Source organism: Novosphingobium sp. Fuku2-ISO-50, assembly GCF_001519055.1.
Classification (GTDB): domain Bacteria; phylum Pseudomonadota; class Alphaproteobacteria; order Sphingomonadales; family Sphingomonadaceae; genus Novosphingobium.
In genome coordinates this window covers 16,824-31,031 of record NZ_KQ954289.1, presented here as the reverse complement: position 1 = coordinate 31,031, position 14,208 = coordinate 16,824, and the positions used below count along the sequence as shown (strand labels likewise).

Here is a 14,208-nt window from a genome sequence, read left to right as displayed (position 1 = left end):
GCCCCCGATCAGGTCTGCGGTGACGAAATGCCGGGCTGGCGCGCCAGTACGGCGAAGTCTTCGGGGGAAACCGGCCCGGCGCGCAAAAAGCCCTGGAACAAATCGCAGCCTTCTTCGGCAAGGATCGCGCGCTGGGCTTCGGTCTCGATTCCTTCGGCGATGACTTTGAGGTCGAGCGCGCGGGCCATGGCGATCATGGCCGATACGATCGCCCGGTCACGCGGGTCTTGCGCGATGTCGCGGACCAGCGAGCGGTCGAGCTTGAGCGTGTCGAGCGGCAGGACTTTCAGCGCGCGGAAATTCGAATAGCCGGTGCCGAAATCGTCGAGCGCGACTTGCACGCCGTCGTCCGCCAATTCCTGAAGCGCGCGGGCACAGGCGTCGAAATCGCCGATCAGCGCCTGTTCGGTGATTTCCAGAGTCAGCCGGTCGGCGGCAAACCCGCTGTCCTTTACCAACGCGCGGACCCGCCCGGTCACATCGCCGAGCGCGAAATCCTCGGCCGTGACATTGAGCGAAAGCCGCAAGCCCGGATCGGGCCACTGCGCGGCCAGAGCGAGCGAACGCGTGGCGATATGGTGTGACAATTGCGCGACGTGATCGCCGCGATCGGCCACGGCAAACAGCGTTTCCGCCGCGATCCGGCCAAAGCGCGGGTGCTGCCAACGCGCCAGCGCCTCGGCTCCGGCCAGGGCCCCGCTGACAATGTCGAATTGCGGCTGAAACAGGATGGCGATCTCGTCACGGTGCATCGCGCCGAGCAAGTCCGCTTCGAGCAGGGCGATGCTCGCCCCCGGCACGCTTTCCCCCTCGTCGGCCCACAACACACGCCGCCCCGGCAGACGTTCGAGCGTGGCGGCGGCCTGGGCCAGCCGGTCGATCATGGCATCGCCCGTGTCGCCCGCGCGGGCCTCAAGCAGGGCAATACGCGGCACGAGGTGCAAGGCATCGTCTTCGACCGTCAACACGCGACCGATCACACGTCCCAGGGCCTCGGCAAGATATTGCCAGCGATCGCGCGCCGCAACGCCCTGCGATCCGATCAGGAACTGCCCCCCGGCCAGCCGCGCGATCAAGGTGTCCGCGCCGATTTCGGATTCGGCGAATTCGCGGATGCGATGCGCCATTTCGACCAGCACCTGATCCCCGGCAGGCTTTCCATAGGCCAGATTGACCGATTGCAGGCGCGGCAGGCTGACCAACATCGCCTTTACCGCGCCCGTCTTGACCGCCTCCGCCGTATCGAGCCAGTCGCGTGCGGGCCCCGCGCCGACAAGGCCGGTCAGAAAATCGGAAAGGTCGGACTTGATCGAAATGGAACCCTGCATCGCATCGGCATAGTCCAACTGTCTGCCTAAATCATCACCATCCCCGCATTAGGGATTGCACCACAATGGGGCGCTCCATAAACCCGGCATGAAGCGCACAAGGCCCGGTCGTTCCGACCGGCCCGATCGCAAAGGTGCCCCGAGAGAAAGATGCCCGAAACGCACACACGGCTCGCGCTGGTCGCCTCGCCGACCGACCGTGCGCAAGAGGCTGAGTCCGAATTGCGCAACGGCTACGACTGGGTCGAATTCGATCGGGCCGATGTGGTGGTCGCGCTGGGCGGCGACGGCTTCATGCTGCAGATCCTGCACCACATGCTCGACAGCGGGCGGATCAGGCCGGTCTATGGCATCAATCTGGGCACGGTCGGGTTTCTCATGAACCGCCTCAAATCGAGCCGCCCGCTCGAAGAACGCATTGCCCGCGCCCGCTCGATCGCGGTTTCGCCGCTGTGGATGGAGGCGACGACCAATGCCGGCGAAGTACTGACCTCGTGGGCGATCAACGAAGTCTCGCTGCTGCGTGAAACGCGCCAGACGGCCAAGCTCGAAGTCGTGGTCAACGGCAAAGTGCGTATTCCCGAATTGAGCTGCGACGGCGTGCTGGTGGCAACGCCCGCCGGTTCGACCGCCTATAACCTGTCGGCCAATGGCCCGATCCTGCCTTTGGGATCGAACATGCTCGCGCTCACCCCGATCAGCCCGTTCCGCCCGCGTCGCTGGCGCGGGGCAATCCTGCCGGAAAACGCCGAGATCATTTTTCGCGCGCGCGAATCCGTCAAACGCCCGGTGCTCGTCGTCGCCGATCAAAAGGAAGTGCGCGACATTCGCGAGGTACGCGTGCGCGCCTGGCCGGAGCATCAGCTGACCTTGCTGTTCGACAAAGGCAAGAGCCTCGACGAGCGCATTTTCGCCGAGCAGTTCATGGTATGAAATTTTTACACCGGACAGGCGATTTGGGTGCTTGCCAAACGGCAATCGCCTGTTATTAGCGCGCTCCTGCCCCGGGCAACCGGGGCTGCTCCCTGATAGCTCAGCGGTAGAGCTCTCGACTGTTAATCGAGCGGCCGTAGGTTCGAATCCTACTCAGGGAGCCATTTTCCTTTAGATCAGGCCCCGCCCCAGACGACCGGCAGCGCGGCCTTGCCGGTCGATGTCAAGCTGTCTCTTGCCCAGCAGGCAGGTTTCGCGCCGCCCCTGTGATAATCAGGCCTTTTGTGCAGATCGAGCCGCAATGTTGTCCGATCAGGGATCAGGCAGCGACTCCACCTGCCATCGAGGCAAAATCCGGTTGCTCCACGCAGCATGCCACCGTAATATTGGCCCTAATTTGTCTCTTCCCGCAGCCTATCCGGGAAATGTCGAATGCGACAAAGCCAAATTCTGCCGTGATATTTGTCTTGAATTCCATATAATAGGCGTATTTGAAAAATTGCTTTGAGAGCAATAATATTCGTGATATTTTCAGGCGCAGGGTTGTAATTTACTGCACCTCTGCACACCGGGGAGGTGTGCGATGAGCGTTTATAAACCATTGATGGTAAACGAATCATTTTCTCATCTACAGCGACGGACTGCACTCAAGGCAATGGGCGGCGTATCAGTCATTGCCTTGCTTGGATTTCCGCAAATCACGATGGCAAGCGAAGTGACCCAGCAGGGCTGGCGCTGGTGCAGCAAATGCCAGGGTATGTTTTACGCGGCGTCTTCCGGCGCGATGCACATGGGCGTCTGCCCAGCTGGCGGAAATCATATCCAGACCGGCAGTGGCCACTACCTTGAACAGACCGGCATCGACGATCCCAAGAAGAGCCAAGCCGGATGGAGCTGGTGTAACAAGTGCCAGGGCTTCTTCTATTCGCGGGCAAGCCAGGGGGCTGGCGGAATGGGTCATTGCCCGGCTGGCGGTACGCATTCCAAAGACGGTAGCGGAAACTACATTGCATTGATTGGCGAGGATGGACCGCGCCAGCAAGGCGGTTGGCGCTGGTGTGACAAGTGTATGGGCATGTTCTATTCGCGGGCCAGTGCCGGCAAGGGTGTCTGTCCGGCGGGCGGCGCACACAGCGATGCGGCAAGCGGCCACTACGCAACGTTGTTCACGCCCTGACAATCCGAAAATCCCGTCCGGGCGCACCGATGCGCTCGGACGGGCGAAATCCATTTAGCTGACAGCTCACAAAACCTGTTCAATATGGGGCATACGAGCTTGCGTTGCAGCAGGAGTCGACGGCTTCGGTCACCGCGCACCAGACACGCTCGACGCCGTTCGGCCCGCGCTGCAGCAGGAGTCGACGGCTTCGGTCACCGCGCACCAGATGCTTGGCGGCACGTCCCCGCTTTCAGCTTTTATCAGGTCGTCGGCGAATTCGAACACCGCCACGGTGTTTCAGGGCACCCCGGCGCGGTAGGCGCGGCCTTGTGGATGAACCATGGCGTATCCGCAGTTATGCCGACGCGATCGTTTGATGCATAACCAATGCCACCGCGCCCGATGTCACCCAAGTCCAGTCGGTCACGCGCAACCGGATCACCGGACATCGCGCTGTAGGGCGAACGCTGGCGCCGCACTACACTACAGCGCGCAAACAGATGCCCCCCCGGGACAGATGTCCGGGGGGGCATGGCGGTTGACAACGTTCGCGGGTTCAGACCGTCGCGCCGTGGCAGTGCTTGTACTTCTGGCCCGAACCGCATGGGCACGGGGCGTTGCGGCTGATGTCCGCGCCTGCCCAGGGGTTGCCCGCTTCGGGGTCTTGGCCTGGGCCTTGCGCGCCGATCATGCCGAGCGCCGAGGCAGGGCTCGGGATCGGGCGGCTGTCGTCTTCGCCGGTCAAGGGGTCGAGGTGGCTGAACAGCGTGCCGGGCTGAGTCAGGAAATCAGGCAGATCGGGCAACTGCATCGTTTCTGGCGCGGTCATGCGGAATTCGGCGGTCATCAGGATGCGCGTCACGTCTTCGCGGATCGCTTCGAGCATCTTTTCGAACAGGCCGAATGCTTCCTGCTTGTATTCGTTGATCGGGGTCTTTTGCGCATAGGCACGCAGGAACACCACCTGACGCAGCGCATCGAGCGTGGCGAGATGTTCCTTCCAGTGATGGTCGAGCCGTTCGAGCAGGATCGCCTTTTCCAGATTGGCCCAGGCGCCGGGCTCAAATCCGGCAATGCGCGCTTCCATCTGCGCATCGGCAAGAGCGCAGAGGCGTTCGTCGATCACTTGCGGCTCGAGGTGATCTTCCTCCATCCACGCGTCGATCGGGATGGCCAGGCCCAGCACTTCGAGCGAGCGCGTCCTGAGCGCTTCGACATTCCATTGTTCGGGGTACGATCCCGGCGGGCAGGCATCGCCGACCAGCGCGTTGATCGTGTCGCGGCGCATGTCGATCACCACGTCGCCGACGGCTTCGGCATCCATGATGTCCGAGCGCTGCTCGTAGATCACCTTGCGCTGATCGTTCATCACGTCATCGTATTCGACGACCTGTTTGCGGACGTCGTAATTGCGCGCTTCGACCTTTTTCTGCGCAATCTCGATCGCCTTGGACAGATAGCGCGATCCGATCGCTTCGCCGTCGGCCAGATTGGCATTCATCATGCGCGAAAACATCGTGTCGGGGCCAAAGATGCGCAACAGATCGTCTTCGAGGCAGAGGTAGAATTTCGACAGGCCGGGATCGCCCTGACGCCCCGAACGACCGCGCAACTGGTTGTCGATCCGGCGGCTTTCATGACGTTCGGTGCCGATCACGCAAAGCCCGCCGGCGGCGAGAACCTTGTCCTTTTCGGCGCCGACTTCGGCCTCGATCCTTGCGATCGCGGCGTCGCGTTCGGGACCTTCCGGCATGTCGGACAATTCGTCATTGACCAGGAATTCGACATTGCCGCCCAGCTTGATGTCGGTCCCGCGCCCCGCCATGTTGGTGGCGATGGTTACCGCGCCCAGACGCCCGGCCTGCGCCACGATATGTGCCTCGCTTTCATGGAAACGGGCGTTGAGCACGGCGTGTTCGACGCCTTCGGCCTTGAGGAAGTCCGACAGCATTTCCGACTTTTCGATCGACACCGTGCCGACCAGCACCGGCTGACCGATTTCGTGCTTTTCGCGGATCAGGCGGGCGATCGCGGCGAATTTGTCGGCGGTGTTCTTGTAGAATTCGTCTTCCTCGTCGACGCGCTGGACCGGCACGTTGGTCGGGATGGTGACGACATTCATCTTGTAGATGTCGAAAAATTCCGCCGCTTCGGTCGCCGCCGTGCCGGTCATGCCCGACAGCTTGGGATACATGCGGAAATAGTTCTGGAACGTGATCGAGGCCATCGTCTGGTTTTCGGGCTCGATCTTCACGCCTTCCTTGGCTTCGACCGCCTGATGCAAGCCGTTGGACCAGCGGCGACCATCCATCATGCGCCCGGTAAATTCGTCGATGATGACGACTTTGCCGTCCTTGACGATATAGTCGATGTCGCGCTTGAACATGACATTGGCCTTGAGCGCCTGATCAAGGTGATGGACGACCATGGTGTTTTCCACGTCGTAGAGATTCGACCCGACCAGCAATCCGGCGTTTTCCAGCTCGCGCTCGGCCCATTCGACGCCGTCCTCGGTCAGCGTGATGCTCTTCTGCTTTTCGTCGGCTTCGTAATGCACCGGGTCGATGCGCTTGATCACCGCGTCAACCTGGACATAGAGCTCGCTCTTGTCCTCGGTCGGGCCCGAAATGATCAGCGGCGTGCGCGCTTCGTCGATCAGGATCGAATCGACTTCATCGACGATCGCATAGTTGAACGGGCGGTGCACCATCATGCCCCGCTCGTGCTTCATATTGTCGCGCAGATAGTCAAAGCCGAGCTCGTTGTTCGTCGCATACGTGATGTCGGATTCATACGCGACGCGGCGCTCTTCCTCGTTGAGGTTGGGCACGATCACGCCGACGGTCAGGCCGAGAAAGCGATAGATCTGGCCCATCCATTCCGCATCGCGCCGGGCGAGATAGTCGTTGACGGTCACGACGTGAACGCCCTTGCCCTCGATCGCGTTGAGATAGGTGGCCAGCGTGGCGACCAGAGTCTTGCCTTCGCCGGTGCGCATTTCGGCGATTTCGCCGCGATGGAGCACGATCCCGCCGATCATCTGCACATCGAAATGGCGCATGCCCAGCACGCGGCGCGAAGCCTCGCGGCAGGTGGCAAAGGCTTCGGGCAGAATATCGTCGAGCGACTGCCCCTCGGCCAGTTGATCGCGGAATTTCTGCGTCTGCGCCTTCAGCTCGTCGTCCGACAGGGCCTCCATCGCCGGCTCGAACACATTGATCTTGCGCACGATTTTATCGAGAGACTTGACATAACGGTCGTTGGACGAGCCGAACAGGGCCTTGGCAAGGTTGCCGAACATACGCAAAATTCCCGGAAAATTCATGGTTGTGGCTCAGGCACGCGCGGTGCCGCGCGGCCTTGATGGGATCAGGATCGATCGGGCGCGCATGACAGGCGCCCCGGGCGCGCTATTCGTGCGGCCGGTCGGCAATGGTGACGCCGCAAGGGCGGGCAAAGCCGCTATCTGCCGGGGCCAGGGGCCAGGCACGATCGATGCGCAAACGGGCACGCGCCACACGGGCGCGCACCGGGCAAGCCTGTGCCGCCGGGGCCAGTTCGGCCGCAGCAAGCTCTGCCCGGCCGACCACTTCCGCCGGCGACGCCGCAATCGCGACATCGGCCAGCGACAGGCCCGACAACATGGCAAGAAGAACCAGCAGAAAACGCATCGCCAGAACCGATAGAGCCAATTTGCTTAATCGTCCATTGCCAAAGCGCGCGAGGGGATCCCCCCCGGTCGCCATGGCCTCCATATCGGGAATTGCATGTACCTGACGCCTTAGCCCACTCACGCCTCATCTTAACATACTGTTTCATAACACCTTCGTTCATCCTGAGCCTGTCGAAGGATGCGCGATACAGTTGCCCGAGGAGATCCTGGCGGGTGCGCGGGGCTGGCGTTGGCGCGCATCCTTCGACAGGCTCAGGACGAGCGTAATCATTTGATATTATGCAACAAAATAACCACAGGATGGTGTATTGGCCACCCCGCCTGTCAGATGCAAACATCAGAGCGATCACTACAAACAACTCCCCGATCATAATGGACGCGCGCGCGCCACCGCGCTAGGGGATTGGGCCATGTCTGACGCCGTCTCTCCGCTCGCCATGCCCTTCCCCGCCCTGCCGCCGATTGCCGGCGTAACGCTGCACACTGTGCGCGCGGGCTACAAGGATTGGGGGCGCACCGATCTTACCTTTGTCGAACTGGTCGAAGGGACCGCCGTTGCGGGGGTATTCACCCGCAATGTCTGTTGTTCGTCCGAAGTCGAACTGGGGCGGCAGAACGTGGCGCAGGGCCATGCTCGCGCGCTGGTGGTCAATGCGGGCAATTCCAATGCCTTTACCGGCTATCGCGGGCGCGAAGCGGTCGAGGCGATCATGGATCAGGTCGCCGCGCATCTGCACGCGCCGCGCGAACAGGTGTTCGTCTCGTCGACCGGTGTGATCGGCGTGCCGCTGCCCAAGGACAAGGCGCGCGCGGGGATCGAAGCGGCGCTGACCGCGCCTGCCGCGACATGGGAAGAGGCCGCGCGGACCATCGGCACGACCGATACTTTTCCCAAGGGCGCGACCGCGACCGCGCTGGTCGGCGGGACCACTGTCACGCTGTCGGCGATCATCAAGGGATCGGGCATGATCGCCCCCGACATGGCGACGATGCTCGGCTATGTCTTCACCGACGCCGATGTCGCCCCGGCGTTCCTGCAACGGGCGCTTTCGGCAGTCAATTTGCGCACCTTTTCGTGCATCACTGTCGACAGCGACACCTCGACCAGCGACACCGTGCTCGCCTTTGCCACCGGCAAGGCGGGCAATCCGCGCATCGAGGATGAAAATTCGCCCGGCGCCGATGCCTTTGCCGCCGCGCTCGAAGAGGTTTGCCGCACGCTTTCGCATCTGGTCGTCAAGGATGGCGAAGGCGCGCAGAAATTCATCGCGGTAACGGTGACGGGCGCGGTCGATGACGCGAGCGCGCGCCGTATCGGGCTGTCCATCGCCAATTCGCCTTTGGTCAAGACCGCGATCGCGGGCGAGGATGCCAATTGGGGCCGCGTCGTCATGGCGGTCGGCAAAGCGGGCGAACCGGCGGACCGCGACCGGCTGTCGATCGGCTTTGGCGGCACCTGGGCCGCGCGCGAGGGGCAGCCGCTGGCCGATTACGACGAGACGCCGGTCGCCGCGCATCTCAAGGGCCGCGAAATCTCGATCGAGGTCGACATCGGCCTCGGTGAGGGCCGCGCCACGGTGTGGACTTGCGATCTGACGCACGGCTATATCGAAATCAACGCGGATTACCGGTCATGATCACGATCTGGGGTCGGCTCAATTCGCACAATGTGAAAAAGGTCGCCTGGGCGGCGATCGAGATGGATCTGCCGCATCGGCGGATCGATATGGGCGGATCGTTCGGCTATACGGACGAGTACCTCGCGAAAAATCCCAACCGGCTGGTGCCGATGATCGAGGATGACAGCGTGCCGGGCGGCTTTGCGCTGTGGGAATCGAACACTATCCTGCGCTATCTCGCCGATGCCCATGCCCCGGCCTTTCGTCATGCCGGCGCGACCGCGCGGGCGCAGGCCGAAAAGTGGATGGATTGGCATTTCGCCTTTGCCGATGCGCAGCGCGCGGCGTTTCTGGGCTTTGTCCGGCAGGGCAAGGATGCCACCGATCCGGGGGTTGCCGCCTCATTGAGCGCGACGGTCGCCCTGGCGCGGATTCTCGATGCGAAACTGGCGCACAGCCCGTTCCTTTCGGGCGACCGCTTCGGCCTCGCCGACATTCCGATGGGCGTCTATGCGCACACCTTCTTTTCGCTGGGGTTCGAGCGGCCCTCGCTGCCCAACCTTGAAGACTGGTACGCAGGGCTGACCGAACGACCCGGCTATGCCAGCCAGGTCATGATTGCGCTGACATGACGCGCGCGCTCGACGCCGAAGTGGGGCCGCTGATGGCCCGGGTCGCGCAGACCGCGATCCTGCCGCGTTATCAGCATCTGGCCACCGGCGACGTGATCGCCAAAGCGGTCGATGACATGGTCACCGTCGCCGATACCGATGCCGAGGCGCTGTTGAGCGAAGCGCTCGCGCGCATCCTGCCCGAAGCGGCGATCGTCGGTGAAGAAGCCGCCCATGCCGATCCCGCCGTGCTCGACCGGCTGGGCGATGGGTTGTGCTGGATCATCGACCCGCTTGACGGCACCAACAATTTCGCCGCCGGGCGCCCCCCGTTCGGCATCCTGATCGCGCTGGCCGAGCGCGGCGAAGCGATTGCCGGATGGATCTATGACGTGCTGTCGGGGCGGCTGTGCAGCGCGCATCGCGGCGCGGGCGCATGGATCAACGGCGAACCGGTCCGCGCGCGCACTTCGGCGCAAGAGCCGCCGATTGCGGCGATTTCGCTGGTGTTCCTCGACCCCGCCCGGCGCGAGGCGATGAAAGCCAAAGTCGCGCCCTATTATACGCTGGTCGACATCCCGCGCTGCGCCGCGGAACAATACCCGCGCATTGTCACCGGCGTAAACGACGTATCGATTTTCGAACGCACGCTGGCATGGGATCACGCGGCGGGCGTCCTGTTCGTCAACGAAGCCGGTGGTCGCGCCGCGCGGCCCGATGGCAGCGCCTATCGCGTCGACCGCCATCTCGACCCCGGCCTGATCGCGGCCGCCAGCCCCGCCCTGTTCGAGGCGATGGCCAAGCGGCTCGCGGGTCTCTAGTGGATTGTTTTTGACATTTGCACACTACCTAGCCGAGAGTGGTAGCAAATGTCAGAATCGGACCACTAGGGAACCTCTGATCAAGTCCCATTCGTGAGAATCAAACCGTTGTTCTGACTCACCTGGCCCTCAACCATCGTCATTCCCGCTTTCGCGGGACGAACAAAAATGGAATGCGAATGCCGTAGGGACTATGTGGACGGCCCCTTCCTGCAAGAGGTGTTGAGCAGAAATTCTGATCGATCGCATGCGTTCATATGTGCGGCCTGTTGGATGCGATCACACATGATCGCTGGCCAAGATGGGTTCCGCAGCGCCAGTTCCAAACACGTCCACGGTCTTTGCGACCAGTGATCCGGGCGGAGTGTCTGGTGCGTTGGATCGATCGATCACACCATCTGCTGGTTGTCTTGCAAGTTACGGCCTCATCGCGGCAAGGTTGCTTTGATTGTTGCGATCCCTGCCGGCTGAGCTTCATATGGCTTGAGCCTCACGCATTGCGTATTTCTCCCCTGAGATCATGAGCTTCCAGGCGATCCGGGCGATCTTGTTGGCGAGCGCGACGGCGACAAGCTTGGGTGATTTGCGTTTGAGCAGCTCGGTCAACCACAGCGATACGCCCTTGCCCCGTTGCTTGCGCACCTGCTGGAGCAGCGAAGTTGCCCCCAAAACCAGCGTACTTCGCAAAATCTCGTCACCGGCGCGGGTAATACCCCCCCAGTCTGACCTTGCCCCCGGTAGAATGATCTTTCGGGGTCAACCCCAACCATGCCGCAAAATCGCGGCCTGAGCGGAACTGTTCAGGCGCAGGCGCCTTCATCGACAACAGCACCGCGCCAATCGGGCCGACGCCCGGGATCTTTTCCAGACGCCGGCTGCGTTCATCGGCCTTGTGCAAGGCTGCCAACTCGGTGTCGATCTCGTCCAACCGGGTTTCCTGCTCGGCATATGCAACCCCGAGCCGGGCAAATAACCAATGCGCCAGATCAGGCGGCGCCGTGTCCCGGAATATCCGTTCAAGAAGCGGTCCGACATGTGCGAACCGCCTGGCTGCAGTGATGCCGAACTCGCTGGCATGACCCCTGATCGCATTGCTGAGCTGGGTTCGTGTATGGATCAAGCGATCGCGCACCGTGATCAGCATAAGCGCCGCCTGCTGGTCGGGGCTCTTGACCGGTACGTAGCGCATCGTCGGGCGGCTCATCGCCTCGCACAATGCCTCAGCATCCGCCGCATCGTTCTTGCCCCGTTTGACATAGGGCTTCACGTGTTGCGGCGCGATCAGCTTAACCTCATGGCCAAACGAACCCAGCTTGCGCGCCCAATGGTGCGATGCCCCGCACGCTTCGATCGCAATGACGCATGGCGACAGCTTCGCGAAAAACTCTTCCATCGCTTTGCGGGTAAACCGCTTGCGCAAAACCCGCTGCTCTGCCGCATTTACCCCATGAAGCTGAAACACATGCTTTGACGTGTCCATACCAATGCGTTTAATCTCGTCCACGGACGATCCCCTCGTCTGAGTTGCAACGACTCATCCTGGCAAATCGCGATGCCGTCGGGGCCGTCCAACCCAACAAGTCCGGGGTGACGATGGGGGTGATGTCGGCGCCCTTTGGCCTATGCCCCGTGCGCGCCCTTTTTCGGCGAGGCGCGGTCGAGCGCGAGGTCGAGCCCGGCGAAGCGGATCGGGGTGCGCACGCCGGGGATCGGGGTGCCGTCCTCGGCAACGAGATCGATTTTCATGCCGCGCGAGACAATCTGCGGATCGGCAAACGCTTCGGCGACGCTGTTGATCGGCCCGGCCGGTACGCCCGCTTGCGCCAATTGCGACAGCAGGTCGTCGCGGTCGAACCGCCGGGTCACCACGCGGATCGCGTCTTCGAGCGCGACGCGGTTGGCGAGACGGGCAGCATTGCCGATGAAGCGCGCATCGGCAGCCAGTTCGGGGCAGCCTGTCACATCGCAGAACTTGCCGAACTGGCGATCGTTGCCGACGGCCAGAATGAACCAGCCATCCGCCGTCGGATAAACCGCATAAGGCGCGACATTGGGATGCGCATTGCCCATGCGTTTGGGGCTGACCCCCGAAACGAGATAGTTGAGCGCCTGATTGCCGAGCACGCCGACCATGACATCGAACAGGGCCATATCGATATGCTCCCCGCGCCCGGTGCGTGCGCGCGCGGCCAACGCCGCCTGGATCGCGATCACCGAATAGAGCCCGGTCATGATGTCGGCAAAGGCGACGCCGATCTTTTCGGGCGAGCCGTCGGGTTCGCCGGTCAGATCCATGATCCCCGACAGCCCCTGAACAATGAAATCATAGCCCGCGCGCGGGGCATAGGGCCCGTCCTGACCAAACCCGGTGATCGAGCAATAGACCAGACGCGGGTTGATCGCGGACAGACCGGCATAGTCGAGCCCATATTTGGCCAGGCCGCCAAGCTTGAAATTCTCGATCAGGACATCGGCATCGGCGACGAGATCGCGCACCAGTTGCTGCCCCTCGGGGGTCGCGAAATCGGCAATGACCGAGCGCTTGCCCCGATTGGTCGCATGGTAATAGGCGGCATCGCGCGTACCGTCGGCATATTCGACGAACGGCGGGCCCCATCCGCGCGTATCGTCGCCCGCCTCGCTTTCGACCTTGATCACCTCCGCACCAAGGTCGGCGAGAATCTGACCGGCCCAGGGACCGGCCAGAACCCGCGCGAGTTCGACCACTTTCAATCCGGCGAGCGGGGTCTCGCGTGTCATGCTCAGAACGCCGCGATGCCGGTGATCGCGCGCCCGAGGATCAGCGCGTGAACGTCGTGCGTGCCTTCATAAGTATTGACCGTTTCGAGGTTCGCGAGGTGGCGCATGACCTGATATTCCTCGGAAATACCGTTGCCGCCGTGCATGTCGCGCGCCACCCGCGCAATATCGAGCGCCTTGCCGACATTGTTGCGCTTGACGATCGACACCATTTCCGGCGCGAACTGCCCTTCGTCCATCAACCGCCCGACGCGCAGCGAGGCCTGAAGCCCGAGCGCAATGTCGGTCAGCATGTCGGCGAGCTTTTTCTGGAAAAGCTGCGTCGCGGCGAGCGGACGGCCAAACTGCTTGCGATCGAGGCCATATTGGCGCGCGGCATGAAGGCAGAATTCCGCCGCGCCGAGCGCACCCCACGAAATGCCGTAGCGCGCGCGGTTGAGACAGCCGAACGGGCCCTTCAACCCTTCGACATCGGGCAGCAGCGCGTCTTCGCCGACTTCGACATCGTCCATCTGGATCATGCCGGTGATCGAAGTGCGCAAGCTGAGCTTTCCGCCGATCTTGGGCGCGACCAGCCCCTTCATGCCCTTTTCGAGCACGAAACCGCGAATCGCCCCGCCATGCGCGTCGGACTTGGCCCAAACGACAAAGACATCGGCGATCGGCGCGTTGGAAATCCACGTCTTGGCGCCCGAAATGCGATAGCCGCCGTCGATTTTTTGCGCGCGGGTGATCATCCCGCCCGGATCGGAACCGGCATCGGGCTCGGTCAGGCCGAAGCAGCCGATCAGTTCGCCCTTGGCCAGACCCGGCAGATACTTGCGCTTCTGCTCTTCCGAACCATAGGCATAGATCGGGTACATCACGAGGCTCGACTGCACGCTCATCATGCTGCGATAGCCCGAATCAACGCGTTCGATTTCGCGCGCGATCAGGCCATAGGCGACATAGGACGCGCCCACCCCGCCATAAGTTTCCGGCACCGTCGGCCCGAGCAGGCCAAGCTCGCCCATTTCGCGAAAGATGTCGGGATCGGTGGTTTCCTGCGACCAGGCAGAGATAACGCGCGGCGCCAGACGGTCCTCGGCATAAGCCTTGGCCGCATCGCGGATCATGCATTCCTCTTCCGTCAATTGCGTATCGAGGAAGAACGGGTCGCTCCAATCGAACCTGGTCATGCCGGCCATTGCTTCAAGCCTCTCGTTGGTGATCCCGGCGCCCCGCCGGGTCAGGATGTAGTCCAGCAAATAACCCTGTTCAAAATTGTGAGCAAGTGTTTTAAGAGGCTGTGACGACGGTGTGGT

At 62.3% G+C, this 14,208-nt stretch carries 10 protein-coding genes, 1 tRNA gene and 1 pseudogene; 6 read left to right on the top strand and 6 right to left on the bottom strand.

The genetic code is table 11. From position 1 onward, the window contains the following. Positions 1–8: 8 nt before the first annotated feature. Positions 9–1,346, bottom strand: coding sequence for a bifunctional diguanylate cyclase/phosphodiesterase (locus tag AQZ50_RS08595; RefSeq protein ID WP_231730181.1), 1,338 nt, complete (start codon positions 1,344–1,346; stop codon positions 9–11). Positions 1,347–1,478: 132 nt separating this feature from the next. Between AQZ50_RS08595 and AQZ50_RS08590 the strand changes: the two genes are divergently transcribed. The 3 genes from AQZ50_RS08590 to AQZ50_RS08580 all read left to right on the top strand — a co-directional run bounded on the left by AQZ50_RS08590 (position 1,479) and on the right by AQZ50_RS08580 (position 3,438). Beyond that, on the top strand, positions 1,479–2,261 hold the full coding sequence (locus AQZ50_RS08590; protein ID WP_067745508.1) for an NAD kinase: 783 nt from the start codon (positions 1,479–1,481) through the stop codon (positions 2,259–2,261). 89 nt (positions 2,262–2,350) lie between these two features. Next, a tRNA-Asn gene (locus AQZ50_RS08585) sits at positions 2,351–2,425 on the top strand. Positions 2,426–2,844: 419 nt separating this feature from the next. Next, the gene (locus AQZ50_RS08580) at positions 2,845–3,438 is read left to right on the top strand and encodes a hypothetical protein (RefSeq protein WP_156427281.1); all 594 of its coding nucleotides are present in this window, start codon (positions 2,845–2,847) and stop codon (positions 3,436–3,438) included. A gap of 538 nt (positions 3,439–3,976) precedes the next feature. Here the strand turns inward: AQZ50_RS08580 and secA are convergent. Continuing rightward, on the bottom strand, positions 3,977–6,721 hold the full coding sequence (gene secA / locus AQZ50_RS08575) for a preprotein translocase subunit SecA (protein ID WP_067745504.1): 2,745 nt from the start codon (positions 6,719–6,721) through the stop codon (positions 3,977–3,979). Between the two features lie 109 nt (positions 6,722–6,830). Further along, entirely contained in the window at positions 6,831–7,112 is a 282-nt protein-coding gene (locus AQZ50_RS08570; RefSeq protein WP_231730180.1) for a hypothetical protein, read from the bottom strand. A 391-nt stretch (positions 7,113–7,503) separates the two neighbouring features. On the opposite strand from AQZ50_RS08570, the gene argJ reads away from it, so the two are divergent. From argJ to AQZ50_RS08555, 3 genes are read left to right on the top strand one after another with little or no spacing between them, the layout of a single operon-like run. Further along, positions 7,504–8,730, top strand: a complete 1,227-nt coding sequence (gene argJ, locus AQZ50_RS08565; protein ID WP_067745498.1) for a bifunctional glutamate N-acetyltransferase/amino-acid acetyltransferase ArgJ — start codon at positions 7,504–7,506, stop codon at positions 8,728–8,730. Beyond that, the gene (locus AQZ50_RS08560; RefSeq protein WP_067745495.1) at positions 8,727–9,344 is read left to right on the top strand and encodes a glutathione S-transferase family protein; all 618 of its coding nucleotides are present in this window, start codon (positions 8,727–8,729) and stop codon (positions 9,342–9,344) included. Before argJ ends, AQZ50_RS08560 begins: the two co-directional genes overlap by 4 nt. Continuing rightward, on the top strand, positions 9,341–10,144 hold the full coding sequence (locus tag AQZ50_RS08555) for an inositol monophosphatase family protein (protein ID WP_067745492.1): 804 nt from the start codon (positions 9,341–9,343) through the stop codon (positions 10,142–10,144). The genes AQZ50_RS08560 and AQZ50_RS08555 overlap by 4 nt, the downstream gene beginning before the upstream one ends. Before the next feature lie 474 nt (positions 10,145–10,618). On the opposite strand, the pseudogene AQZ50_RS08550 reads toward AQZ50_RS08555, so the two are convergent. The 3 genes and pseudogenes from AQZ50_RS08550 to AQZ50_RS08540 form a co-directional block, all read right to left on the bottom strand. Then, a pseudogene (locus AQZ50_RS08550) lies at positions 10,619–11,648 on the bottom strand (IS110 family transposase). A 116-nt stretch (positions 11,649–11,764) separates the two neighbouring features. Then, positions 11,765–12,904: a CaiB/BaiF CoA transferase family protein gene (locus AQZ50_RS08545; protein ID WP_067745489.1), complete on the bottom strand. Its 1,140-nt coding sequence runs from the start codon at positions 12,902–12,904 to the stop codon at positions 11,765–11,767. A 2-nt stretch (positions 12,905–12,906) separates the two neighbouring features. Continuing rightward, positions 12,907–14,091, bottom strand: coding sequence for an acyl-CoA dehydrogenase (locus AQZ50_RS08540; protein WP_067745882.1), 1,185 nt, complete (start codon positions 14,089–14,091; stop codon positions 12,907–12,909). Positions 14,092–14,208 lie beyond the last annotated feature (117 nt).

Excerpts from the sequence above, each read along its gene's own strand:
- AQZ50_RS08590 (WP_067745508.1), top strand. The coding sequence starts at position 1,479 with ATGCCCGAAACGCACACACGGCTCGCGCTGGTCGCCTCGCCGACCGAC.
- AQZ50_RS08580 (WP_156427281.1), top strand. The coding sequence starts at position 2,845 with ATGAGCGTTTATAAACCATTGATGGTAAACGAATCATTTTCTCATCTA.
- secA (WP_067745504.1), bottom strand. The coding sequence starts at position 6,721 with ATGTTCGGCAACCTTGCCAAGGCCCTGTTCGGCTCGTCCAACGACCGT.
- argJ (WP_067745498.1), top strand. The coding sequence starts at position 7,504 with ATGTCTGACGCCGTCTCTCCGCTCGCCATGCCCTTCCCCGCCCTGCCG.
- AQZ50_RS08560 (WP_067745495.1), top strand. The coding sequence starts at position 8,727 with ATGATCACGATCTGGGGTCGGCTCAATTCGCACAATGTGAAAAAGGTC.
- AQZ50_RS08555 (WP_067745492.1), top strand. The coding sequence starts at position 9,341 with ATGACGCGCGCGCTCGACGCCGAAGTGGGGCCGCTGATGGCCCGGGTC.
- AQZ50_RS08545 (WP_067745489.1), bottom strand. The coding sequence starts at position 12,904 with ATGACACGCGAGACCCCGCTCGCCGGATTGAAAGTGGTCGAACTCGCG.
- AQZ50_RS08540 (WP_067745882.1), bottom strand. The coding sequence starts at position 14,091 with ATGGCCGGCATGACCAGGTTCGATTGGAGCGACCCGTTCTTCCTCGAT.